We start from the raw sequence: 26,644 nt of genomic DNA, 5'->3' as shown, positions 1-26,644 counted from the left end.
TCGCTGTCAGTCCTCGGAGTTGTAAGCCAGATTGATCAAGTCGTCGAGATCGAGTTCATCGATGGACTCGTCCGCGCTGTGCGCTGCTGTCTCGCCGGGGCTGTCGGGCCGCTGAGCGAGTCGCATGAGCGCCTCCAGCAGTCCGGCTTCGCGGAGGCGAGTCAGCGAAATCGTCTGGAGCGCAGTGCGAATCTCGTCGTCGGACGCATCTGCCGACGCGTCGGGGTGGTGGTTGTCGGTGAACTCTTCGGCCAGGTATTCGGCCAGCGCGTCCGGTGACGGGTAGTCGAAGACCAGCGTCGCCGGCAAGGGCAGGCCGGTAGCGGTTTTGAGGGCGTTGCGGAATTCGATGGCGGTGATCGAATCGAAGCCCAGCTCGCTGAAGGCCCGGTCGGCCGCGATGGCCTTCGCGTTGCGATGCCCCAGCACGGCGGCCACCTGGTCACGAACCAGGTCGACGAGCACACCGAGGCGTTCGCCCGCAGGGGTGTCGGCCAGCCGGGCGCGCAGTGCGGCCGGGGCGGCCGATACCGGGCGAGCGGGGACGAGCCCGGACAGCAGGGCCGTCGCGAACCCCGCGCCGCGGAGTCCCTCCCGGTCCAGCCTGGCGAGAACAGGTGCCGCCGTGTCGATGTCGGCGGCGGCGTCGAACAGCGCCAACCCCTGCTCCGCCGACAGCGGCAGCATCCCCGTACGGGCCATGCGACGCCGGTCGACGTCACCGAGCTCGGCGCCCATGCCGCCGTCGCCGCTCCACAGCCCCCACGCGAGGGACTGCCCGCGGCGCCCGGATGCCCGGCGGTGCGCCGCCAGCGCGTCCAGGCAGGCGTTGGCCGCGGCATAGTTGCCCTGCCCCGGACTGCCGAACGCTCCGGCCGCCGAGCTGAACAGCACGAACGCCTGCAGGGGCAGCTCGGCGGTCAGCTCGTGCAGGTGCAGGGCCGCATCGACCTTGGGCCGCAACACCGTATCCATCCGATCCGGGGTCAGCGAGGCGACGGCGCCATCGTCGAGAACACCGGCCGTGTGGAAGACGCCGGTGAGCGGACGGCTCGCGGGGATGGCGGACAGCACCTCGGCGAGCGCGGCACGATCGGCGACATCGCAAGCGACGAAGTCGATGTCGGCGCCAGCGCCGCGTAGCTCGGCCGCCAGCTCGGCGGCGCCGGGCGCCGACTCGCCACGCCGGCTCAGTAGCAGCAGGTGCCGCACACCGCGGGTGTTCACCAGGTGCCGGGCGAACAATCCGCCGAGGAAGCCACTGGCGCCGGTGATGAGCACGGTCTCGTCCGGACCGAAAGCGTCGCTCGGGGCCGACCTGCTCGTCGCCGGGGTCGTCGCTCGGACCAGTCGCGCGCTGTGGACTCGCCCGCCGCGCACGACCACCTGCGGTTCCCCGGAGGCCAGGATCCCGCCCAACGGCCCGGCGACGTCGGAATCGGTGTCCACCAGGATGATTCGACCCGAACTCTCCGCCTGAGCGGAGCGAACCAGGCCGGCCACCGCGGCACCGGCGAGATTCGTAATGTCCTCCCCGGCAACCGAAACCGCGCCGCTGGTCCGAATCACCAGTGCCGCCCGGCTGGATCGGCGGTCGGCGATCCAGGTGTGCAGCACGTGCAGCACCGCGTGAGTCGCGGCGCGAACGGCGTCGGGATCATTGCCCGCCGGGGCATCCAGCACGACCGCGGCCGGAACCTCGTCACCGAGATCCGCCCAGGACACGGTGCGTACCTCGCTGTCGGACACCGACATCGGTGTCCATTCGACCCGGTACAGCGCGTTGTCGACCGTGGATGTCATCGCCGCGAGCTGCGCGGCGTCGATCGGCCGCGCGGCGAGTCGGCGCACCGTCGCCACCGGAGCGCCGGTCGGATCCGTGAGATCCACCCGCACCGTCCGGTCGCCGACGCGGGTCGCGCGAACGCGCAGGGCGTCGGCTCCCGTCGCGTGCACGGTCACACCGGACCATTCGAACGGCAACGCGGGCCCGGCCTCGTCAGCGCGCCCCGAGTCGCCGATGAGCAGGGCGTGCAGGGCGGAGTCGAGCAGTGCGGGATGGAGTCCGTATTCCGCGGCGTCCCGTGGGTCGGGCAGCGTGACCTCGGCGAACACTTCGCCGCCGCGCTGCCATGCCGCCCGCAAACCCTGGAAGGAGAGCCCGTACTCGTACCCGCCGGCGCGGAGGTCGTCATAGACACCGCCGACCGGCAGCGGCTGCGCTCCGATCGGCGGCCACGCGGTGAGGTCGGCGGCCTCGGCCGCGTCACCGGTGGTGAGCGCGCCTTCGGCGTGCAGCGTCCACGACGATGCCGCGTCGCTCTCGCCTTCGGGGCAGGAGTAGATCCGCACCGTGCGATGGCCCGTCTCGTCCTCGGCGCCGACGACACTGCGCACCGCGACCCCGCCCGCTTCCGGCAGTACCAGCGGCGCGTGCAGGACGAAGTCCGCCAGCGTCGACAGGCCCACCTGGCTGCCGGCCCGCAGGGCGAGTTCGACCAGACCGGCTCCGGGGAACAGCACGGCGCCGAGCACGCCGTGATCGGCCAGCCAGGGATGCGTCTGGACCGACAGGCGGCCGGTCAGGATCACACCGCCGGTGTCCGGTTGCGCGATCACCGTGGGAACCAGCGGGTGTCCGGTGGTGGCGAGGCCCATCGATCGGGCATCGCCCCTACCGGTGGATCCCTCGGGCATCCAATACCGGTGACGCTGGAAGGCATAGGTGGGCAGGGGGATTCGCCGGGCTCCGGTGCCGTCGTACCACGCGGTCCAGTCGAGGTCGGCGCCGGAGACGAACAATCCGGCCGCACCGTTGGACACCGACACGGCGTCGGCTTTGCCGCGGCGCGCCAGCGGCACCACCGTGGCGGCCGGGTGCTCGCCGTCGAGGGTTTGGACGATCATCGGGGTCAATACCGAGTCGGGCCCGATCTCGGCGAACCTGGACGCACCCGAATCCGCCATCGCGGCAACAGCATCCGCGAACCGCACCGTCTCCCGAACCTGACCGACCCAGTAAGACGGATCGCACATGTCGTCGCCGACCCGCGCACCGGTCACCGTCGACACCAAGGCGATACTCGGTTGCTCGAACGTCAAGTTCTCGATCGTCGTGGCGAATTCGGCCAGCATCGGTTCCATCAATGCCGAATGGAACGCATGCGATACCCGCAGACGATTCGTCCGCCAACCCTTCTCGGCGCACACGTCGGCAACGGCCGCGACCGCGTCCGCGGCACCGGCGATCACCACCGACGACGGACCGTTCACCGCCGCCACCGACACGTCACCCGACAGCAACGGCAGCACATCGCTTTCGGCGGCACCGATCGCGACCATCGCCCCACCGGCGGGCAGGGCCTGCATCAACCGGCCTCGCGCGGCCACCAGCACGCACGCGTCGGTCAGCGACAGCACTCCGGCCACATGTGCCGCGGCGACCTCACCGATGGAGTGACCGGCCACCACATCGGCACGCAGACCCCAGGATTCGAGCAGCCGGAACAAGGCCACCTCGAACGCGAACAACCCCGCCTGCGCGAACACCGTCCGGTCGACGAGCTCCTCGGAGGTCAACGCGGCCTCCAGCGAAACCGGCTGTGCCAGCATCGGATTCAGCTCGTCCACGATGGCGTCGAAATGGCCGGCGAACACCGGATACGCCTTGCGCAAGTCGGTCGCCATCCCGGCCCACTGCGCGCCCTGCCCCGAGAACACCATCGCCGTCGAGCCCGCCACCGCGCGGCCCGACACCACGCCGGGCGCGTCGGTGCCCGCGGCCAGTGCGCGCACGCCCGTGGTCAGCTCCGCACGGCCCTCGGCCAGTACGACGGCCCGATGGGTGAACACGCTGCGCGTCGAAGCCAGCGAGAAGCCGACATCGATCGGATCATGCTCTGCCACCGGCGATGTCGGAACATCCACCTGCGCGGACAGTCGGGCCGCCTGGCCGGCCAGTGCCGCGCCACCGCGCGCCGAAAGCACCCACGGCAGCAGTCCACCCGCCGGAATCGCTCGAGCCGGGGACTGTTCCGCCACGGGTTCGGGCATCGGAGCCTGTTCGATGATGACGTGCGCGTTGGTACCGCTGATACCGAACGACGACACACCCGCGCGCCGCGCCCGACCGACCTCCGGCCACGGGACCGCCTCGGTCAGCAACCGCACGTGGCCCTCGGTCCAGTCGACCTTGGTGCTGGGGTGACCCGCGTGCAGCGTCCGCGGCAGCAGCCCGTGCCGCATCGCCATCACCATCTTGATCACACCGCCCACACCGGCCGCGGCCTGAGCGTGGCCGATGTTGGACTTCAGCGACCCCAACCACAGCGGACGGTCCGTGGCGCGCTCCTGTCCGTAAGTGGCCAGCAGCGCTTGGGCTTCGATCGGATCGCCCAGCGTCGTTCCGGTGCCGTGCGCCTCCACCGCGTCGACGTCGACGGGTGCGAGGCCGGCATTGGCCAGGGCTTGACGGATCACCCGCCGCTGCGACGGACCGTTCGGCGCGGCCAGACCATTCGACGCGCCATCCTGGTTCACCGCCGAACCGGCGATGACCGCGAGGATTTCATGACCGTTGCGGCGAGCATCGGACAACCGCTCCAGCACCAGGACGCCGACGCCTTCGGCCCAGCCCACCCCGTCGGCATCGTCGGAGAACGACTTACACCGACCATCCGGCGACAACCCGCGCTGGCGACCGAACTCGAGGAACATATCCGGCGTCCCCATGACCGCGGCGCCACCGGCCAGGGCCAGATCGCACTCGCCCGAGCGCAGGGACTGCCCGGCCAGGTGCAGGGCCACCAGCGACGACGAACACGCCGTGTCCACGGTGACCGACGGCCCCTCGAGGCCGAACACATACGACACCCGGCCCGAGACCAGACTGCCCGCGGCACCGCTGCCGGTGCCGGTGGCTTGGGCGTAGTCGTGATACATCAGACCGGTGAACACGCCGGTCGAGCTGCCACGCAGCGCCGCCGGATCCAGGCCGGCGCGTTCGAACGCCTCCCAGGAGACCTCCAGCAGCAACCGCTGCTGAGGGTCCATCATCGTGGCCTCGTTCGGGCTGATCCCGAAGAAGTCGGCATCGAATTCCGCTGCGGAGTAGAGGAATCCACCGCTGCGCGTATAGGTCTTGCCCGCCTTGCCAGGTTCGGGATCGTAGATGCCTTCGAGGTCCCAGCCTCGATCCACCGGCATGTCCCCGGTGGTGTCGCCGCCCTCGAGGACCAGGTGCCACAGGTCTTCCGGCGACGCGACCCCGCCCGGATAACGGCAGGCCATCGCCACCACGGCGATCGGCTCGTCGTCGGCGCGAACCTGGCGCACCGCCCGTTGCTCGACAGCGACGGTGCCGAGGAGTTGTGCGCCGATGAATTCGGCGACGGCCTGCGGGGTCGGGTAATCGAAGATCAGCGTGGCCGGGAGTTGCAGTCCGGTCGCGGTATTGAGCTTGTTGCGGAACTCGATGGCGCTCAACGAGTCGAACCCGAGCTGCTGGAAGGCCTGCTGCGGTGCGACGGCCTCGGGGGAGGTGTGGCCGAGGATCCCGGCCGCCACGGTGCGGACGAAATCGACCAGCGCAGTGTCGCGATCGGCTGCCGAGAGGCTCGCCAGCCGTTGCAGGAGCGCCTGACCCGCCGGGGTCCGGTCGACCCGGCGCGCCGGTGTGGGGACGAGTCCCCGGACCAGGGGCGGAATTTGCTCGCCCCGGGTGCGAAGCGCCGCCGGATCGATCCGCAACGCCACGACTTGCGGACGCTCGGCGGCCACCGCCGCGTCGAACAGTGCCAGCCCCTCGGACTCGGACAGCGGGGGGAAGCCCTGCCTGCGCATCCGATCGAAGTCATCCTCGGACAGCTCCGCACCGAGTCCGCTCGACCGCTCCCACATGCCGTAGTCGAGAGCGGTCGCGGGCAATCCCAGGGAGTGCCGATGCGCGGCGAGGGTGTCCAGGAAGACGTTCGCCGCAGCGTAATTCGCCTGCCCCGCGGCCAGCACCAGCCCGCCCGCGGAGGACAACAGCACGAACAACGACAGCGACTTGTCCCGTGTGAGCTCGTGCAGATGCCAGGCGGCATCCACCTTGGGGCGGAACACGGTGTCGATGCGATCCGCCGACATCGATGCGATCACGCCGTTATCGGCGATTCCCGCCGCGTGCACCACGCCGACCAACGGATGCTCATCGGAGATACCCGCCAGCAGAGCCGTCAACGCCGACCGCTCCGACACGTCGCACGCCGCCACGGTGACCTCGGCGCCGAGCTCGGCCAGTTCGTCACGCAATGCGGCGGCACCGGGAGCCTGCAGGCCGCGCCGGGACGTCAGAAGGAGTTGGCGCACGCCGTATTCGGTCACCAGGTGGCGGGCGATCACCGCACCGAGACCGCCGGTGCCACCGGTCACCAGCACCGTGCCGGGCTGGATCGGCTCGACACTTGTGCCCGGCGCCCGGCGGGTCAACCGCGGCACGAGCACGGTCGAGCCGCGCAACGCGGCCTCGGGTTCCCCGGCCAGGGCCGCCACGGTGTCCGCGGTGACAGCGCCGCCGCCCTGCTCCACATCCAATAGCTGGAATCGACCCGGATATTCGGCCTGCGCGGCACGCAGCAGACCCCATACCGGCGCTTGGTCCAGGCCGACGCGCTCGGAATCGTCGACTGCCACAGCTCGTTCGGTGATCACCACCAAACGTGAACTGGCGAAGCGGGTTTCGATTACCCACCGCTGCACGGTGTCGAGCACACCTCGCAGCACCTCCCGCGCCGCGTCCGTCGGCGAGCCGTCGTGGCGCGGGCATTCGAGCAGCACGAGATCGGGAACGACCGGATCCGTGGTCTCGTCCAGATCAGTGATCAAGGCCGCGAGGTCGCGGTCGGCACCGAGAATCGCGATGCTGTCCGGTTCGACACCGTCCGACGACAACGGCGCCGCGACCCATTCCACGGTGAACAAGGCATCAGATGCCCTGTCCGCGCTCAGGCGCTCGACCGGCACCGGCCGAGATACCAACGCGCCCACCGACACGACGGGTCGACCCTGCTCATCGGCGATCTGTATGGCGAAGTCGTCGCCCACGGGAACGCTGCGTACCCGCACGACGGCGGCACCGGCCGAGTGCAGAACCACCCGGTTCCAGGCGAACGGCAATACCGCCTCACCGGCCTTGCGGCCGTGCAGGATCCCGGCGTGCAGGGCCGCGTCGAACAGCGCGGGATGGATCCCGAAGCCATCGGCGTCCTGCGGATCCGGCAGCGCGACCTCGGCGAACAGTTCATCACCGCGTCGCCATGCCGCCCGCAGCCCCTGGAAGAAGGGACCGTACCCGTAGCCGAGTGCGAGCAGCTCGTCATAGGCGCCGTCGACGTCCAGCGGCTGCGCGCCGACCGGAGGCCAGCTGGCCAGGTCGACATCGGCGGCCACGTCATGAGATACCGTGTCCACGGCGAGGACGCCCTCGGCGTGCAGCAGCCACGGACCGTCGGCCGCCTGCCGGGAATGCACGCGCAGCCGTCGCCGACCGGCGTCGTCCGCGTCGGCCACCACGACCTGCACCGCGACGCTGCCCTCGGCCGGCAGGGTCAGCGGGGTGTGCAGGACGAGTTCGTCGACCACGTCGCAGCCCAGCAGGTCGCCGACGTGGGCGGCCAGCTCGACGAATCCGGTACCCGGCAGCAGCACCGTGCCGTGCACGCTGTGGTCGGCCAGCCATTCCACCGAGTCCAGCGACCATCGGCCGGTGAAGCTCACCTGACCCGAATCCGGATGCGGCACGACAGCGCCCAGCAGCGGATGGTCCACCGTGTCCAGCCCGGCGTCGGTCAGTCCGCCCAGCTCGGCGCCCATCCACGACTGCGCGAGCAGTTTCCGCGCATCGAGCCAGTACCTCTCGTACTGGAAGGCATAGGTGGGCAGGTCGATTCGCTGCGCGGAGGTACCGGCGTAGAACCCGGCCCAGTCCACCTCGGCGCCGGACACGAACAATGCCGCTACTCCGGTCAGCACGGTGGCCGAATCGGCACGGTCTCGCCGCACCAGCGCCACCGAGCCCGCCGCGATCTGCGCGACCATCGGGGTCAGTACGGCGTCGGGACCGATCTCGGCGAACCTCGACACCCCCGAATCCACCATCGCGGCAACAGCATCGGCGAACCGCACCGTGTCGCGGACCTGACCCACCCAGTACCGCGGATCGGTCATCTCGCCGGTGACAACCGCACCGGTCACGGTCGACACCAGTGGAATCATCGGCTCGGCGAAGGTCAAACCCTTGATCGCCGAGGCGAATTCGGCCAGCATGGGCTCCATCAGCGCCGAGTGGAAGGCGTGCGAGACCCGCAGACGATGTGTGCGCCAGCCCCGTTCGACGCATGTCGCGGCGACGGCGAGGACCTCGTCCTCGATACCGGAGAGCACCACCGACGACGGTCCGTTCACCGCCGCGACCGCGACCCCTTCGGTCAGCAGGGGCGCCACCTCGGCCTGCGGCGCACCGACGGCGACCATCGCGCCTCCGCCGGGCAGGTCCTGCATCAACCGGCCACGCGCGGCCACCAGCACACACGCGTCGGTCAGCGACAGCACCCCCGACACATGCGCGGCGGCCACCTCACCGATCGAGTGGCCCGCCACCATATCGGGCCGCACGCCCCACGATTCGAGCAATCGGTAGAGCGCGACCTCGAAGGCGAACAACCCGGCCTGCGCGTACACCGTCCGATCGACGAGGTCCGCGGACCCCAGCGCGGCACGCAACGAATCCGGCTGCCCCAGCAGCGGATCGATTTCGGCGACGATCGCATCGAAATGCTCGGCGAACACCGGGTGCGCTCGACGCAACTCGGTCGCCATCCCGGCCCACTGCGCACCCTGACCGGAGAACACCAGCCCGGTCGAACCCGGAACCACACGACCGGACACCACACCCGCGGACTGCGCGCCCTCGGCGAGCGCCCGTGTTCCCGACAGCAGCGCATTCCGGTTGTCCCCGAGGACGACAGCGCGATGCTCGAAGACGCCGCGCGTGGCGGCGAGCGAGAAACCGACGTCCGCCGGATCCCGATCGTGCTCGACCACAGCCGAGCCCAGCCGTCGGGCCTGACCGGCGAGCGCCGCAGCGCTGCGCGCCGAGACCGCCCACGGCAGCACCTTGCCGACCGGAACGGCCTCGCCTCGGCCCGAGGTCTTAGCCGGTTCCGCCGCCTGTTCGATGACGACGTGCGCATTGGTGCCGCTGATGCCGAAGGACGACACCCCGGCGCGCCGTGGCCGATCCACGTCCGGCCACGCCACCGGCTCGGTCAGCAATTCGACCCGCCCCGCGGACCAATCCACCTTGCTCGACGGCCGATCCACGTGCAGTGTCCGCGGCAGTACCCCGTGCCGCATCGCCATCACCATCTTGATGACGCCACCCACACCGGCCGCGGCCTGTGCATGCCCGATATTGGATTTCAACGACCCCAACCACAACGGCCGGTCCGCGGCGCGCTCCTGACCGTAGGTGTCCAGCAGCGCTTGAGCCTCGATCGGGTCACCCAGCGTGGTGCCGGTGCCGTGCGCCTCCACCGCGTCGACGTCGCTCGGCGCGATCCCCGCATTCGCGAGCGCCTGCCGGATCACCCGCCGCTGTGAGGGACCGTTCGGCGCCGTCAGACCATTCGACGCACCATCCTGATTCACCGCCGAACCGGTGATCACCGCGAGCACTTCGTGCCCGTTGCGCCGGGCGTCGGACAACCGCTCCAACACCAGCACACCGGCGCCCTCGGACCACGCCACACCGTCGGCGGCGTCGGCGAACGACTTGCTCCGCCCGTCCGGGGCCAACCCCCGCTGGCGACTGAATTCCACGAAGACCTCCGGCGTCGCCATCACGGCCACACCGCCCGCCAAGGCCAGGTCGGACTCGCCCGAGCGCAGGGACTGCCCGGCCAGGTGCATGGCCACCAGCGACGACGAACACGCCGTGTCCACGGTGACCGACGGCCCTTCCAGCCCGAGCACGTACGAAACTCGGCCGGAGGCAATGGATCCCGAGTTCGCATTGGCCGGGTAGTCGTGGTACATCATGCCCGCGAACACTCCGGTGGCACTGCCCCGCAGCACGGCCGGATCGATGCCGGCCCGTTCGAGGGCCTCCCACGAGGTCTCCAGCAGCAGGAACTGCTGCGGATCCATCATCGCGGCCTCATTGGGGCTGATCCCGAAGAACGCCGGATCGAATTCGCCCGCGGCGTGCAGGAATCCACCCGCACGGGTGTAGGTGGTGTTGGGCCGCTCGCCCGTGGGATCGTAGATCCGCTCGGTGTCCCACCCACGATTACCCGGGAACTGCGAGGTCGCGTCGACGCCGTCGAAGACCAAGGTCCAGAGGTCTTCGGGCGAGGTGACGCCACCCGGGTACCGGCACGCCATGCCGACGATCGCGATCGGCTCGTCGGCAACGACTTTCGCGGTGACCGCGACGTCCTTCGCGGTGCCGGTCAACTCGTCGGCCAGGTGCTCGGCGAGCGCCTGCGGTGTGGGGTAGTCGAAGATGACGGCGGCGGGTAGCGACAGTCCGGTGGCGGACTTGAGACGATTACGCAGTTCGACGGCGCTCAGGGAGTCGAAACCCAGGTCCTGGAACGTGCGGCCGGGCTCGATCGCGGACGCGCCGTCGCTGCCGCGCACGGCCGCGATCTGGGTGCGCACGGTATCGAAGACCAGCTGCCGCTGCCGCTCGATCTCCAGTCCCGAAAGTCGCTGCCGCAGACCGGAAACCGGCGACGATACCACCGCGCGGTGGCGGGCCGCCGGAGCCAGTTCCCGCAGCACGGCGGGTAGCAGCCCGGTGTCGGCCCTAGCGCGGAGCGCGGCGGTGTCGATGGTCGCGATCACCGTGTGCGGCGCGCCCCGTCGCAGTGCCGCGGCCCAACCGCTCAGCGCCTGCTCGTCGGTGAGCGCGGTGAATCCGCCCCGGCTCATCCGCGCCACGTCGGACTCCTGCAGGTGCGCGGTCATGCCGCGAGACCGGGCCCACGGGCCCCACGCCAGGGATTGACCGGCGAGCCCGCGGGCCCGGCGGTGGGCCGCCAGCGCGTCGAGGAAGGTGTTCGCGGCCGCGTAATTGCCCTGCCCGGGGCCACCGAGGGTGCCCGATACCGACGAGAACAGCACGAACGCAGCGAGATTCAAGTCCGCGGTGGCCTCGTGCAGATACCAGGCGGCGTCGGCCTTCGGCGCCAGCACCGCATTCATCCGCTGCGGAGTCAAGGACGCGATGGTCCCGTCGTCGAGCACACCCGCGGCATGGATGACACCGGTCAGGGGCCACTGGGCCGGTACTTCGTCGATCAGTTCGGCTACCGCCGCGGCGTCCGCGACGTCACAGGCCACGACGGTCACCTGGGCGCCCAGCTGCTCCAGTTCGGCGCGCAGGGCTGCCGCTCCCTCGGCCCGCGGGCCGCTGCGGCTGGCCAGCAGCAACGACCGCACGCCGTGCTCGACCACCACGTGCCGGGCCAGCACCGCGCCCAAACCGCCGGTGCCGCCGGTGATCAACACGGTCCCCGCGCCGAACGCGGCCACCTCGTCGGTGGTGTCCGTGCGTTCATCCGCGGGTCGAACCAGGCGAGCGGTGTGGGTGATGCCGCCGCGCACGACCACCTGCGGTTCGCCCACCGCCACGACGGCGGACGCGAGGTGCTCGTCGATGGCGGTGTCGTTGTCCACCAAGATGATTCGGCCCGGTTCCTCGGCCTGGGCGGCACGCACCAAGCCCCACACCGCCGCACCGGGGAGGTCGGTGGGCTCCTCATCGGGCAGGGCGACCGCGCCGCGGGTGGCGATCAGCAGCGTGCTCGCCGCGAACCGTTCCTGGGCCGACCATTCCTGCAATACCGCCAGGATTCGCGCGATCTCGTCATGGGTGGCGGTCACTACATCGGTGCCGTCGGTGTCGTTCCACCCGGCACCGGCTTCGACGAGCACCACCGGAGGTACCTGCGTGGCCTCATCCAGCCTGTCCCAGCGCCCAACCTCGGCCTCGATCGCGGGCTGCTCGGCAGTGTCGTCTACCCGGGTCGGATGGGCCGGTGACCATACGAGTTCCAGGACCGGGTCGGCCACGCCACCCGACGCGGCCGCGACGAGCTGTTCGAGCGGTATCGGCCGTGCCGCAACCGATCCCGACAGGACCGGTTGCCCGTATTCGTCGGCCACCCGCACCGACACCGATGATCCGGCCGGGGTCAGCCGCACCCGCAGCACGGCGGCTTCCGCGGCGTGCAGTTCCACCGAGTCCCATGCGAACGGCAGTGCGACCTGCCCGGCCGGGACCCTGAACGGCGACTCCGGCTGTCCCGCATCGCCTTCGAGCGCACCCGCCAGGTACCCGGCGTGCAAGGCGGCGTCCAGCAGCGCCGGATGGATGCCGAAACCCTCGACGTGCACCCCGGTGTCGGTGTCGGCGGCGATCTCGGCGAACACCTCATCGCCACGCCGCCACAGCGCCCGCACACCCTGAAAGGCTGGGCCGTACTCGTAACCACGGGCGAACAAGCTCGAATACGCCGCGGCGACCTCGATTTCGGTCGCCGCGGTCGGCGGCCACGCCTCGATCGGAGGTTCGGCCGCACCGTCGGCGACGGTCAGCGCGCCTCGCGCGTGCAACACCCACTCGTCGTCATGGTCGTGTTCAGCACGGGAGTAGACGGCAACCGGCCGTTGCCCCTGCTCGTGCCCGCCGACGACGACCTGGATCTGCACGCCGCCCGCCGCGGGCAGCAGCAGCGGAGCCTGCAAGGTCAGCTCCTCGAGCGCCGGGCAGCCGACCTCGATTCCGGCCCGCAGGACCAGCTCCGCGAAACCGGTTCCCGGCAACAGTGCCGCGCCGCCGATCACATGATCGGCGAGCCACGGCTGGGCCGTGAGCGACAGCCGCCCGGTCAACAAGACCTCGCCCGACTCCGGTGCCGACAGCACCGCGCCCAGCAGCGGATGCTGGACCGCACCCAAACCCGCGGCTTCGACCCCGGCGTTACCGCCGACCGGGTCGATCCAATAGCGGCGACGCTGGAACGCGTAGGTGGGCAACGGGACTCGCGCGACCGGGCGTCCGGTGAACAGCGCCGTCCACGCGACATCGGCGCCGACGGCGTGTGCCTGCGCGAGGCAGGTCACGAACTGCTCGACCTCGGCCCGCCCGCGGCGGGCTCCGGCCAGCACGGCCGCCTGTGCTTCGACATTCTCCGGCAGGCACTGCCTGGTCATCGCGGTCAGCACCGCATCAGGGCCGATCTCGAGGAATCGGCGCACGCCCTCGGCCACCAGGGTGTCCACGCCGCGAGCGAACCGAACGGCCTCGCGTACCTGCCGGACCCAGTAGGCGGGCTCGAGCACCTCATCACCGGCGATCCGGCCGGAAAGGTTCGATACCAGCGGAATGCTCGGGCGTCGATAGGTCAACGACCCTGCGACGGAAGTGAATTCGGCCAGCATCGGATCCATCAGGTGGGAATGGAACGCATGCGACACCCGCAACCGCGAGGTCCGCCAGCCGCGCTCGGCGCACCGCTCCGCCAGCGCCGTCACCGCCTCCTCGTCGCCCGAGACGACCACGGCTACCGGCGAATTCACGGCGGCGATGGCCAACCGCCGCGCCTCGTCGGCGAGCAGCGGGGAGACCTCGCCCTCGCTCGCCGCGATCGCGAGCATCGCACCCCCGGCGGGCAGCCGCCCCATGAGCCGGCCGCGCGCCGCGACCAGGCGGCACGCGTCCGGCAGCGACCACAGACCGGCGAGGTACGCGGCGGCCAGCTCGCCGATCGAATGCCCGATCAGCGCATCCGGCGTCACTCCGAAGGATTCGAGGAGCCGGTACAGCGCGACCTCGTACGCGAACAGCGCGGGCTGGGTGAACTCGGTCCGATGCAGCGCCTCCGCACCCTCGGGATCGTCGCCGACCGCTCGGCCGGTGAACATCAGCTGCCGCAACGACGTGCCCAATAGCGGGTCGAACTGCGCGCAGATCTCGTCCAGCGCGGCCGCGAACACCGGAAACGCCTCGTACAGTTCGCGACCCATGCCGGCTCGCTGGGCGCCCTGTCCGGTGCACAGGAAGGCGGTCTTGCGCGTCACCGCTCGGCCGATGGCGACATCGCCCGCCGATCCGTGCTCCACGAGCTCCGCCAGTCCGGCGAGCATGGTCTCCCGGTCGCTTGCCACCACCGCGGCCCGCCACTCCATTCGGGAGCGGCCGGTGACCAGCGAACAGCCGATATCGCCGACCGTCAGGTCGGGACGTTCGCGCACCCACTCGAGCAGTTTGGCCGCCTGCGCGCGCACACCGTCCTCGGTCTTCGAGGAGAGCGGCAACGCGGCGATCTCGGAGACCACCGCCGCGGTCTCGGCGGCACCCACGCCGGCCTCGTTGGCCGGATCGGCGGTGCGCTCCACCGGGGCGGGCGCCTCTTCCAGGATCACGTGGGCATTGGTGCCGCTGGCGCCGAAGGACGACACTCCGGCACGCCGCACCCGCTCGCCCGCTGCCCACGGCTCGGCCTCGGTCAGCAGCCGCACGTTTCCCCCGGACCAGTTCACGTGGGGGGTCGGGGTATCGACATGCAGTGTCGCGGGCAGTGTTTCGTGCCGCATCGCCTGCACCATCTTGATCACGCCACCGACGCCGGCCGCGGCGGAGGTGTGTCCGATGTTCGATTTGAGCGATCCGATCCGCAACGGATCGCCGACGCGATCGCGACCGTAGGTGGCGATCAACGCCCGCGCCTCGATCGGGTCACCGAGCTGGGTGCCGGTGCCGTGCGCCTCGACCGCGTCGATATCGGCGGGCGTCAGACCGGCATTGGCGAGCGCCTGCGCGATCACCTTCTCCTGCGAGGGGCCGTTCGGCGCGGTCAGCCGACTGCTGGTGCCGTCCTGGTTCACCGCGCTGCCGCGCACCACCGCGAGGACGGGGTGGCCGAGTCGGCGCGCGTCCGACAGCCGTTCGACCACGAGCATGCCGAGACCGTCGGAGAAGCCGGTCCCGTTGGCCGCGGCCCCGAACGCCCGGCACCGGCCGTCCGGGGACAGCGCGCGCTGCCGGGCGAAGCTGATGAGCTGGGCGGGATCCGACATCACCGTGACACCGCCGACCAGGGCGAGCGACGTCTCGCCCTGTCGCAGCGCCTGGCAGGCGAGATGCAGGGCGACCAGCGACGACGAGCACGCGGTGTCCACCGACAGCGCCGGACCCTTGAAACCGAGACTGAACGACACCCGCCCGGACAGGATGCTGGCCGAAACACCCGGGTGGGCATTGCCTTCGGATTCGGCGCTGTGACCGGGCGCGCCGACGCGGCGGCCGTAGTCGAAGTGGATCACGCCCGCGTAGACGCCGGTGTCGCTGTCCCGCAGCGACACCGGATCGATGCCGGCGTTCTCCAAAGCCTCCCAGGACGCTTCGAGGAACAGCCGCTGCTGCGGATCCATCGCCTCCGCCGTGCGGGGTCCGAGACCGAAGAACCCGGCATCGAAATCGCCCGCCGCATCGAGGAATCCGCCCTCCCGGGCGTACACGGTCCCGGGCACGTCCGGGTCGGTGTCGAACAGCCGCTCGAGATCCCAGCCGCGGTCGGTGGGGAACGGGCCGATCGCGTCGGTTCCGGCGGCGACCAATTCCCACAGCCGGTCCGGAGTGTCGACACCACCCGGGTACCGGCAGCTCATGCCGACGATCGCGAGTGGCTCCCCGGCCTTTTCCTCCAGCTGCTGGATTCGCTTGTTGGCGGTGCGGAGATCCCCGGTGACCTTCCGCAGATACCGGCTGAGGCGTTCCTCGTTGCTGCTGCTCGGATTGGTCATGCTGGGCCGAACTCCTCGTCGATCAGAGTGAATAGTTCATCGTCGGAATGGGACTCGAGGTCGTCGTAGACCTCGAGGTCCTGGTAGACGCCGTCGGGCCACGCGTCACCCAGATGGGCGTGCAGACGGTCGGCGATGCCCCGCAGTGCCGCGATGGTCTCGTCGGTGTTGCCGCCGTCGGCGATGATCCGCTCGACCATGGCCTCGAGCTGTGCGACGTCGGGCGCCATCGCCGCGGCCGCCGGCGTGGGTGCGGCCGCCGGCGCGGGTGTCTCCGCCAGGGCCTGCTCCAGCAGGTAGCCCGCCAGATCTCGCGCGGTGGGGTAGTCGAACACCAGGGTCGAGGGCAGCGACAGCCCCACGACCTTCGACAGCCGGTTGCGGAACTCGACGCCGCCGAGGGAATCGAAGCCCAGTTCGTCGAAGCCGCGATCGGAACCGATGTCGTCGAGCGACTCGTAACCCAGCACCGTGGCCGCGTGTTCGCGCACCAGGTCGAGGACGAAGCCGTGACGCTTGGCCTCCGCCACCCCGTGCAGTCGCTCTCCGAGCGAGGGTCCGTCACTCACCCGCGTGGCCGTCCGGCCGCCCGCTCGGACGAATCCGCGCAGCACCGCCGGAACCGACCCGGTGTGTGCTTCGACGCGCAGCTTGTCGGTGTCGAGGTGCAGCAGCGCCGGCACGGGCTCGGCCGTGGTCAGCGATTCGTCGAACATCCGCAGGCCGTCTTCGTGGTCCAGCGGCGTCAGGCCCAGTCGGTCAAGTCGGCTCATGGCGGTGCGATCCAAGGTGCCGGTCATGCCGAGGTCCTGTCGCCACGGACCCCAGGCGAGCGCGAGCCCCGGCAGCCCTTCGGCACGGCGGCGCAGCGCGAGTGCGTCCAGGAAGCCGTTGGCGGCGACGTAATTCGCCTGTCCGGCCGAACCGATCATGCCCGCGATGGAGGAGAACATGACGAACGCCGACAGGTTCATCTCCCGGGTGAGCTCGTGCAGGTGCCACGCCGCCTCGGCCTTCGGAGCGAACACCTGGTCGATCCGGTCGGTCGTGAGGCCGTCGAAGGTGCCGTCCGCGAGCACACCGGCGGCGTGCACGACGGCGGTGAGCGGGTGCTCGTCCGGCAGGTCCGCCAGCAGTTCCCGCAGAGCACCGCGGTCGGTGACATCGCAGGCGGCTATGCGCACGTGCGCGCCGTATCCGGACAGTTCCGCCGCGAGTTCGGTTGCGCCGTCGGCACGTTCACCGCGCCGCGAGACCAGCAGCAGCCGATCGACACCGTGCGCGGTGACCAGGTGCCGGGCCAGCAGCGCACCCAATCCACCGGTTCCGCCCGTGATCAGAACGGTTCCGGTGCCGAAGGAAATCGGTTCACCCGCAGCCGCTGTCACCGGCTCCAGCCGCGGCGCCAGGACGCTGTCGCCCCGCGCCGCCACCTGTGGCTCGCCGACCGCGATAGCGGCTCGAATCACCTCGGCCGAAAGTTGTTGCATACCAACGGATCGGTCCACGTCGAGCAGCGCGATTCGATCCGGATATTCGGCCTGAGCGCTGCGGATCATCCCCGAGACGGCGGCAGCCGCCGGATCCGGTGCGGAATCGGGCAAGGTCGCCGCGCCTTCGGTCACCACAACCAACTGCGACCGTCCGAACCGTTCGTCGGTCAGCCAGCCCCGGACCAGATCCCATGCGGCATGGACGCGAGCCCGCGCGGACTGCGGGGAAGCACCCTGTAGTCCGGCGGATTCGGGCCAGACCACGAGGTCCGGAACGGTCGGGGTGGCGGCCAGCGCCGCCAGATCCGGATACCGCTCCTCGATTCCGGTGACGACCGCCGTTCCGAGCACGGCCGCGCTCCCGATCGGGGCGGGTGCGTCCGGTATTTCGACCGGCGCCCAACGTAACCCGTACCGGCCCGCGCCTCCTCCCGACAGCGTGGCGCGGAACTGGTCGACGTCGTACGAACGCATGACGACTTCGTCGATGGACACCACCGGGTTGCCATCCTGGTCCACGGCCACCACGGCGATCGCCTCACTGTTGCGCCGTACGGCCATCACCCGCATCGAGGTGACCGGGGAAGTCGTGTGGAATTGCGTGGCGCCCCAGCGGAACAGGAGTTTGCCCTCGGCCGGGTTGCTGTCGAGGTCCGACCAGATCAAGCTGACGAGCCCGGCGTGCATCACCATGTCGAACAGGCCCGGATGCAGCTGGAACCCGTCGCCGGGCACCTCCGGGTTCAGGGTGATCTCGGAGAACGCCGTGTCATCGCTGTGCCAGGCGGCGCCGATTCCGCGGAACGATGGGCCGTATGCCAGCCCGGCGACCCGTGTCGCGTGGCCCGGAATCCATTCGGTGTCCACCGGTTCGGCGCCGACCGGCGGCCATGGCGTACTGCGCAGCATCTCCATCAGGCCGAGGTCGATCAGTTGTCGACCACTCAGTACCCCGCTGGCGTTTCGCGCCCACTCGCCGTCGGGGAGGCGGTAGTGGAACGTGAAGGACCGGCGTCCCGCGGTATCCGGTTCCCGCACCAGCACTTGGAGTTCGACCTCGCCGTCCGCCGGCGGCAGGATCGGCCGCTCGAGGATGAGTTCGTCGACGACGTCGCAGCCGATGCGCCGACCGGCGACCAGCAGCATCTCCATGAGCGCGGCGCTGGGGACGACCACCACACCGTAGGTGGTGTGGTCGGTGATCCACGGGTGCGTGCGCAGCGAGAATCGACCCGTGAACATCCACTCGTCCCGATCGGCCACCCGCACCACGTCGGTGAGCAGGGGGTGCTCTGAGGCGTCGGACCGCCGGTCCCCGAGACCGGGTTCGAGCCAATAGCGCTGGTGTTGGAACGCGTAGGTGGGCAGGGTGATACGTGGCGTCGGGCGGTCGCCGAACAACGGCGTCCAGTCGACGGCCACGCCCGCGGTGTGTGCCTGGGCGAGCATCGTCACGAATTGCTCGACCTCGTCGTGGTCCCGGCGGGCGCCCGCCGCGACCACCGCACGCGACTCGATATCGGCGGGCAGGGTCTGCCGGGTCATGGCCGCCAGTACGGCGTCCGGACCGATTTCGAGGAAGCGGCGCACGCCCGAGGCCACCAGCGTCTGTACGCCGGGTGCGTAACGCACCGCGGCGCGCACCTGCGCCACCCAATAATCCGGCTTCAGGATCTCGTCACCGGCGATCTCGCCGGAGACATTGGATACCAAGGGAATCTGCGGGGGATGGAACGTGGCCGCGGCAGCGACGGTCTCGAACTCGCCCAGCATGGGCTCCATCAGGTGCGAATGGAAGGCGTGTGACACCCGCAGCCGGTTCGTTCTGCGGCCCCGCTCGGCGAACTCCTTCTCGAGGGTGTCGACGGTAGCGGCGTCGCCGGAGACGACCACGGCGGCAGGCGCGTTCACCGCCGCGATCGAGATCCGATCACGGTATTCGGCGATCGCGGCGTCGACTTCGTCCTCGGGTGCGGCGACCGCGAGCATCGCACCGCCCTCGGGCAGTGCCTCCATCAGGCGGCCGCGGGCCGCGACCAGCGCGCAGGCATCCTCCAGGGACCAGACGCCGGCCAGGTACGCCGCGGTCAGCTCGCCGATCGAATGGCCCACCAGGACATCGGGTGTCACGCCGAAGGACTCCAGCAGCCGGTACAGCGCCACCTCGAACGCGAACAGCGCGGGCTGGGTGAAGCGGGTGCGATCGAGATTCGCCGCGTGTCCGGTGAACATCGCTTGCCGCAGCGAACATTCGAGCAGCGGATCGAACCGCGCGCACACCTCGTCGAGCGCGACGGCGAAGACGGGGAAGGCCGCGGCGAGTCCCGCGCCCATCCCGACCCGCTGCGCGCCCTGGCCGGTGCACAGGAAGGCGGTCTTCCCGGCGCCTACGGTGCCGGAAACCACTCCGGCGGTCGCGGGTCCGGCGGCCAATTGCGCCAGCCGGGAGAGCAGTTCGTCGCGATCGGCGCCCAGGACCGCCGCCCGCGCCTCGTGCTGGGCGCGGGTGGTGGCGAGCGCGTGCGCGACGCGCGCCGGATCGGCGTCGGGGTGCTCGATCAGCCACCGCTGGAGTTTCGCGGCCTGCGCCCGAAGGGCGGTGTCGTTCTTGGCCGACAACAGCCAGGGCACCGTACCGACCGGGTGGCTATCGGCTTCCGCCGCGATGACGGGACGGGGTGCCTCTTCGAGGATGGCGTGGGCGTTGGTGCCGCTGACACCGAACGACGACACGCCCGCGCGACGCGGCCGGTCTCCGGCCGGCCACGGGTGCGCCTCGGTCAGCAGCGCGACGTCCGCGGCGGTCCAGTCCACGTGCGGGCTCGGTGCGTCGACATGCAGTGTCTTGGGCAGGGTTTCGTGCCGCAGCGCCTGCACCATCTTGATGACGCCGCCGACACCCGCGGCGGCGACGGTGTGGCCGATATTCGACTTGAGCGAACCGATCCGCAGCGGGCGTTGCGCGCGGTCGCGACCGTAGACCGCCATCAGCGCCTGCGCCTCGATCGGATCACCCAGTGTGGTGCCGGTGCCGTGCGCCTCGACCGCGTCGATATCCGACGGCGAGAGGCCGGCATTCGCCAGTGCCGCGGTGATCACGCGTTCCTGGGACGGACCGTTCGGCGCGGTCAGGCCGTTGCTCGCCCCGTCGGAGTTGATCGCCGTGCCACGCACGAGGGCGAGGACATTGTGCCCCAGGCGTTTCGCGTCGGAGAGCCGCTCGAGCACCAGCACCCCGGCGCCCTCGGAGAAGGCGACGCCGTCGGCCGCCGCGGAGAACGCCTTGCACCGGCCGTCCGGGGACAGTCCGCGCTGTCGCGCGAAATCGACGGACAGATACGGGCTGGCCGCGACCGTCACGCCGCTCGCCAGCACGAGGGAGCTCTCCCCATTGCGCAGCGCCTGAGCGGCCAGGTGCAGCGAGACCAGCGAGGAGGAGCAGGCGGTGTCCACGGTGAGCGTCGGACCCTCCAGCCCCAGCGCGTAGGCCACCCGCCCCGACATCACGCTGCTCGTGGTGCCGGTGAGCCGATAGCCCTCCAGATCGCCGCCGACCAGGTCGACGTAACCGGATGCGCCCGCGCCGACGAACACGCCGGTGTCGGTGCCCCGCAAGGAGTCGGGGTCGATGCCGGCGTCCTCGAGCGCCTCCCAGGACGTTTCGAGGAGCAGGCGCTGCTGCGGGTCCATCGCGGACGCCTCCCGGGGTCCGATCCCGAAGAATCCCGGATCGAAATCACCCGCCTTGTCGAGGAATCCGGCGCGCCGCGCGTAGACGGTCCCGGGCTTGTCCGGATCCGCGTCGAACAGTCGCTCCAGATCCCAGCCCCGATCGGTCGGGAAATCGCCGGTCGCGTCGACCCCGGCAGCAACGAGATCCCAGAGGTCATCGGGTGATTCGACGCCACCGGGGAACCGGCACGCCATGCCGACGATGGCGATCGGCTCGTCCTGCGATGTTCCAGCGGCCCGAACCCGGCGCGCCGCCTGCTTGACGGGTTCGCCCGCCGTCGGCTCGACGCGGGACAGCACCAGCTTCGCCACCGCCGCCGGGGTCGGATGATCGAACACCAGCGTCGACGGCAGTTGCAGACCGGTGGCCTTGCTCAGCCGGTTGCGGAACTCCACGCCGCCGAGCGAATCGAAGCCGATCTCGTCGAAACGCTGATCCGACCGGATGTCGGCCGCGGAGTCGTGACCCAGGACCGCCGCGGCTTCGGACAGCACTGTCTCCAGCACCAGGTCGCCGCGCCGCGCCGCGGGTATTTCGGCCAGGCGGGCGCCGAGCGTCCCGGCCGCCGCGACGGCGGTCGGCGTGGCGGCACGCGCGCGGCGGGGGAGGAATCCGCGCAGGACCTCGGGCACCTCGGACTCGTCGGCGGTGCGCAGTGCACCGGCATCGAACCGGATCGGCGACAGTCGCGCCGAGCCGTGCGCGAGTGCCTCGTCGAAGAGACGCACGCCCTCGGCGTCGGCGAGTGGGCTCAGCCCCAGCCGTTCCCAGCGCGCCAGCGCGCCACGATCCAGTCCGCCGGTCATCCCGCTGGACTGGTTCCACGGACCCCACGCCAACGAGGTCGCCGCCAGACCGGCGTCGCGTCGGCGCTGGGCCAGGGCGTCCAGCGCGGCGTTGGCGGCGGCGTAGTTCGCCTGGCCCGAGGTGCCGAGGACGGCCGCGATCGAGGAGAACACCACGAAGGCGCGGACATCTCTGCCCCGGGTCAGTTCGTCCAGATGCCAAGCGCCGTCGACCTTCGGCGCGAGTACCCGGTCGACCTGTGCGTCGGTCAGTGTCGCGACGGTTCCGTCATCGAGCACGCCGGCGGTGTGCACCACCGCGATCGGGGTATCGCCGATGTCGGCGAGCAGCTCGCGCACCGCATCGCGATCGGCCACATCGCACGCGACGACCCGGGCTCGCGCCCCCAGCCGCGCCAACTCCGCGACCAACTCGGCGGCTCCCGCCGCATCCGGACCACGTCGTGAGGTCAGAACCAGTTCGCGCACACCGTGTTCGGCGACCAGATGCCGGGCGAACAGCGAGCCGAGGCCGCCGGTGCCGCCGGTGATCAGTACCGTCGCTCCGTCGAAGGTCGCGGCGGTGGCGGCAAGTTCCGTTGCGGTACCGCTCGTTTCGGCGGCGGGTCGGAGCCGGGGAACCAGAACGCGGTCGTCACGCAGCGCGATCTGTGGTGCGCGCGTAGCCAGCGCGGCGGTGATCCGGTCGGGGTTCGCGGGCGCGGCGGGATCCTCGTCGATCAGAACGAATCGATCGGGATGCTCCGACTGCGCGCTGCGCAGCAGCCCCCACACCGCGGCCGCTGCCGGATCAGGAGTTTCCCCGGGAATTCCGGCCCCACCCGACGCCACCAGTACCAGCCGGGAATCGGCCGGTCGTTGCTGGGTGAGCCATGAGCGCAGGTGCGTCAGGGTCGAGTGAACCCGTGCCCGTATCTCCTGCGGTTCGCCGGAAACCGTTCCATCCGTGGACGAATCGGCACGGAAGACCACGGCCTGGGGAAGTTCCTCGGCGGCGTTGAGATCGCGCGGGTTCGGATCCTCCTCCCAGCGCACCTCGTACAGTGCGGCGGCGTCGGCTGACAGCGCACTGCGGAATTCCTTGACGTCGTACGGCCGCATCACCACGGCATCGACCGAGACGACGGGATTGCCATCCGGGTCGACGGCCGCGACCGCCACGGCTTCCGGCCCCTGAGCGACCGCGATGACCCGCAGTGCGGACACCTCGGCGGGCCGACCATCCTGGGTCGCCGGACGGTGGAACCGAGCCCCACCCCAGCGGAAGAGCAGTTTGCCGGTGTTCGGATCGGGGTTCCCGTCACGCCAGATCAGCCGGGAGAACGCGGCGTGCATGACCATATCGAGCAGCGCGGGATGCAGAGTGTGACGTCCCGAATGCGTTGCGGCCGTGCTGAGGTCCGAGTTCAGGGCGATCTCGGAGAAGACGGTGTCGTCACGCTCCCACACCTGCTGTACCCCGAGGAACGCCGGACCGTATTCGAGTCCCGCGTCCGCGGCGATCTGCGCGGGCAGTGCGGCACTGTCGAGGTGTTGTGCGTCGGCTGGCGGCCACGATTCCGCCCGCAGCCGGGAGAGCACTTCCGGTTCGCGCCCGACGGACGTGGCGAGCGAACCCGTCGCGTTGTGGATCCATTCGTCGGAAGTCGATGTACGGAAATAGAATTCGAACGCGCGATGCCCGGTCGAATCGGGGGCCTGCACCAGTACCTGGAGTTCGATCTCAGCGCTGTCGGAGGGCACGATCGGTGCTTGCAGGGTGAGTTCTTCGACTGCCTCGCAACCGATGCGGCCACCGGCGACGAGGAGGAACTCGATCAACGTGGCGCTCGGCAGGACCATCACGCCGTACGACAGGTGGTCGGCGATCCACGGATGCGTCGCCGCCGATAGTCGGCCGGTGAAGAGCCACTCGTCCGAACCGGCCAATCCGAGTACGCCGGTGAGGATCGGATGGTCCGACATGTCCGCGGCCGCGCCGTGGTCGGGGTTCAGCCAGTAGCGGCGACGTTGAAAAGCGTACTTGGGCAAAGCGATAGGAGCCGTACCGCGCTCGGCGAAGGTCGAGCGCCAGTCGACGCGCGCGCCCGTCGCCTGCAGCTGCGCCAAGGCGGCCACGAACTGCCCGACCTCCTCGGACGACCGGCGCGCCAGGGCCACTGTCGCCGGGGCAGCCGCGAGATCGGTGTTCTCGCCCAGACATTCGCGGGTCATGGCGGTCAGTACCGCGTCGGGGCCGACTTCGACGAAGCGGCGGACCCCGTCGGCGCGCAGGGTGTCGACCGCGGGCGCGAAGCGAACGGTGGCGCGGACCTGCTGCACCCAGTACTCGGGATCGGTCACCGAATCACCGGCCGACTCTCCGGTGACCGTAGAGACGATCGGCAGCTTGGGCGTGCGGTAGTCGAGTTTCCGCGCGACCGAGCGGAACTTCTCGAGCATCGGCGCCATCCGCGCCGAATGGAAGGCATGGCTCACCCGGAGCCGCTTGGTCTGGATGCCCGCGGTGGTGAGTTCGCGCTCCAGGCTCTCGATCGCCTCGGTATCGCCGGACAGGACCGTCGAGGTGGGACCGTTCGCCGCGGCCACCGAGACTCGATCGGCCACTGCCGCGATCAGTTCGGACGCGCGCGCCGCATCGATTGCCGCCGCGAGCATCGCGCCGCCCTCGGGCAATGCGCCCATCAGGCGGCCGCGGGCCGCCACCAGCGCGCAGGCGTGCGGCAGCGACAGCACTCCGGCGACATGTGCCGCCGCCAGCTCGCCGATCGAGTGACCGACCAGCACATCCGGTGTGACACCGAAGGATTCCAGCAGCCGGAACAGTGCCACCTCGAAGGCGAACAGCGCGGGCTGAGTCCATTCGGTGCGGTCCAGCAGGCCTTCGGGGTCGGTGAACATCACCTCCCGCAACGACCGTCCCAGCGGCCGATCCAGTACCGCGCACACCTCGTCCAGTGCGGTGGCGAACGCCGGGTACGCGTTGTAGAGCCCGGCGCCCATCCCGGCGCGTTGCGCGCCCTGACCGGTGAACAGGAACGCGGTGGCGCCGGAATCAGCCTTCGCCACGATCGCGTTCGGCCCGTCCGCGGCCAGATCCGCCAAACCGCTCAGCACTTCGGCGCGGTCGCGCCCGGTGACCGCGCCACGCCAATCGAGCAGCGCCCGCGAGCTCGCCAGGGCATGTGCCACCTCGCGCACATCCGTGTCGGGGCGCTCGGCCAGCCACTGCCGCAGCCGATCCGCCTGTGCACGGAGAGCGGCTTCGGATTTGGCCGAGACGACGAGCGCGACGCTGTCGGCCGAGACGCGCGGCGAGGTATCCGCCGCGGTCGCGGCCTCCGCCGGGGCAGGGGCTTCCTCGAGAATGAGGTGCGCATTGGTGCCGCTGGCCCCGAAGGAGGACACGCCCGCCCGGCGTACGCGCTCCCCCTGTGGCCACGGGTGGCTGTCCTGAAGCAGACGAACCGTACCGGCCGACCAATCCACGTGGGGCGTGGGTTCATCCACGTGCAGGGTTCGCGGCAGCACACCGTGGCGCATGGCCTGCACCATCTTGATCACGCCGCCGACACCCGCGGCGGCCGAGGTGTGACCGATATTGGATTTCAGCGAGCCCAGATGCAGCGGCTCACCGTGGCGTCCCGCGCCGTACACGCCGACGAGCGCCTGCGCCTCGATCGGATCGCCGAGCATCGTGCCCGTTCCGTGCGCCTCGACCGCGTCGACGTCGGCGGGCTCCAGTCCGGCATTGCCCAGTGCCTGGGCGATGACCCGCTCCTGGGACGGGCCGTTCGGCGCGGTGAGGCCGTTGCTCGCACCGTCCTGATTGACCGCGCTTCCCCGAATGACCGCCAGCACGGTGTGGCCCGCGCGCTGGGCGTCCGAGAGTCGTTCCAGCACCAGCATTCCGAGTCCCTCGGAGAAGCCGGTGCCATCGGCGGCGGCCGCGAACGCCTTGCACCGGGCGTCGCTGGACAATGCCCGCTGCCGGGCGAAAGCGATCAGGAGCGACGGGTCCGACATCACGGTGACGCCACCGGCCAGCGCCACGTCCGTATCGCCCTGACGCAAGGCCTGACAGGCCAGATGTATGGCCACCAGTGAGGACGAACACGCGGTGTCGACCGCGATCGCCGGGCCGGTGAAGCCGAAGGTGTAGGCGATCCGTCCGGCCAGGACGCTGTTCGAAACACCCAGGTAGGCATGGCCTTCGGTCTCCGCGCCGATGGTGGCGGAACCGATGCGGGGGCCGTAGTGCTGATGGATGACACCGGCGAAGACACCGGTGTCGCTGCCCCGCAGCGACACCGGGTCGATACCCGCGTCCTCGAGGGCCTCCCAGGCGGCCTCCAGCATGAGCCGCTGCTGCGGATCCATCGCCGCCGCCTCGCGGGGGCCGATGCCGAAGAAGGCGGCATCGAAATCACCGATGTCGTCGAGGAATCCACCGTCGCGCGTGTAGATGGTGCCCGCCGCGTCGGGGTCCGTGTCGAACAGCCGCTCGAGGTCCCAGCCTCGATCGGTCGGATAGCCGCCGATGGCGTCGACGCCGTCCGAGGTCAGTTGCCACAGCTGCTCGGGAGAGCGCACGCCGCCCGGGTATCGGCACGCCATCCCGACAATGGCGATCGGTTCCCGCATTCGATCGGTGAGCGTGCGCAGCTGCTGCTTGGTCTCGTACAGCTCCTTGGCCGTCTTCTTGAGGTACCGGCGCAGTTCGTCGTCGTCAGCCATCAGAGAATCTCCTGGTCCAT

At 70.4% G+C, this 26,644-nt stretch carries 2 protein-coding genes; both read right to left on the bottom strand.

All coding sequences use genetic code 11. The annotated features are described in order from the left end of the window. Positions 1–6: 6 nt before the first annotated feature. Positions 7–15,855 (bottom strand): SDR family NAD(P)-dependent oxidoreductase, encoded by a 15,849-nt coding sequence (locus tag ACWEOI_RS20120; RefSeq protein WP_452360558.1) that lies wholly within the window; start codon positions 15,853–15,855, stop codon positions 7–9. Further along, a complete protein-coding gene (locus tag ACWEOI_RS20115) occupies positions 15,852–26,624 on the bottom strand; it encodes a type I polyketide synthase (RefSeq protein WP_452360557.1) in 10,773 nt (3,590 codons plus the stop codon). The genes ACWEOI_RS20120 and ACWEOI_RS20115 overlap by 4 nt, the downstream gene beginning before the upstream one ends. Between the last annotated feature and the right edge of the window lie 20 nt (positions 26,625–26,644).

It is taken from the genome of Nocardia sp. NPDC004340, from assembly GCF_053602575.1.
Note: the sequence above shows the minus strand (reverse complement) of the source record. Positions and strands in the feature narration are given on the sequence as shown.

What these genes read in the sequence shown, in the direction of transcription:
- ACWEOI_RS20120 (WP_452360558.1), bottom strand. Translation starts at nt 15,855, where the DNA reads ATGACCAATCCGAGCAGCAGCAACGAGGAACGCCTCAGCCGGTATCTG.
- ACWEOI_RS20115 (WP_452360557.1), bottom strand. Translation starts at nt 26,624, where the DNA reads ATGGCTGACGACGACGAACTGCGCCGGTACCTCAAGAAGACGGCCAAG.